The organism is Collinsella sp. AF33-16, assembly GCF_003475325.1.
Lineage (GTDB): Bacteria > Actinomycetota > Coriobacteriia > Coriobacteriales > Coriobacteriaceae > Collinsella.
In genome coordinates this window covers 1-1,056 of the sequence record NZ_QRQC01000052.1, presented here as the reverse complement: position 1 = coordinate 1,056, position 1,056 = coordinate 1, and the positions used below count along the sequence as shown (strand labels likewise).

Sequence of the window (1,056 nt, the reverse complement as noted above, 5' to 3'; positions counted from 1 at the left end):
GGCGTTGCCGCCAACATCCTGCCGGCCATGGGCTTCGCCATGCTCGGCCGCCTGGTGCTCACCAAGCAGCTCGTGCCCTTCTACTTCCTGGGCTTCCTGCTGTGCTCCTACGCCAACGTGCCCGTCCTGGGCGTCGCCCTGATCGCCATCATCATCGGCATCGACAAGTTCGACCTGCTCGGCCTGGGCGGAGCCCAGCCCCAGCTTTCCGCGGAAGGGGATGAGGACGATGACTTCTAGTCCCGAGAACAAGATCACGCGCTCCGACCTCGTCAAGAGCGCCGTCAACGTCGGCGCCCTGGGCATGGAGTTCTCCTGGACCTACTACAAGCAGATGAACATCGCCTTCTGCCTGATGGTCGCCAACATGCTCAAGAAGATCTACGCCGGCCGCCCCGACGACTACGCCGAGGCCCTGCATCGCCACTGCGCGTTCTTCAACATCACCGTCCAGTTCGCCCCGTTCGTCGGCGGCATCGCGATGGCCATGGAGGAGAAGGTCGCCCGCGGCGAGATCGAGCCCGAGAGCGTCAACGACGTCAAGGCCGCCCTCATGGGCCCGCTGTCCGGCATCGGCGACTCCATCTTCCTGTCGACGCTGCGCGTGGTCGCCGCCGCGGTGGGCATCAGCCTGTGCCAGGCCGGCAACCCCTTCGGCCCCATCGCCTTCCTGCTCATCTACAACGTCCCCGGCTTCGCGCTGCGCATCTGGGGCGCCGTCAAGGGCTACGAGCTGGGCGTGGGCTTCCTGGACGAGGCCCAGAGGACCGGCCTCATGCAGAAGATCATGACCTGCGTGGGCATCGTGGGCGTCATGGTCGTGGGCGCCATGTGCAAGGACATGTTCTGGGCCAGCATCCCGGTGGCCATCGGCTCGGGCGAGGACGCCCAGACCCTCCAGGACATCCTGGACGGCATCATGCCCGGCATGCTCGGCATGCTCGCCTTCTGGCTGTACTACTGGCTGCTGTCCAAGAAGATCAACCCCATGGTGCTGATCGTGGCCACCATGGTCGTGGGCATCATCGGCGCGTTCTTCGGCGTGCTGGCGTAAGG

At 65.4% G+C, this 1,056-nt stretch carries 2 protein-coding genes; both read left to right on the top strand.

Annotated elements, in window-relative coordinates; all coding sequences use genetic code 11:
- Nucleotides 1–240: PTS sugar transporter subunit IIC (locus tag DWZ52_RS09830; RefSeq protein ID WP_147324175.1), on the top strand; the 240-nt coding region annotated here is incomplete at its 5' end.
- The gene (locus DWZ52_RS09825) at nucleotides 221–1,054 is read left to right on the top strand and encodes a PTS system mannose/fructose/sorbose family transporter subunit IID (RefSeq protein WP_117565064.1); all 834 of its coding nucleotides are present in this window, start codon (nucleotides 221–223) and stop codon (nucleotides 1,052–1,054) included. The genes DWZ52_RS09830 and DWZ52_RS09825, both read left to right, overlap by 20 nt.
- Nucleotides 1,055–1,056 lie beyond the last annotated feature (2 nt).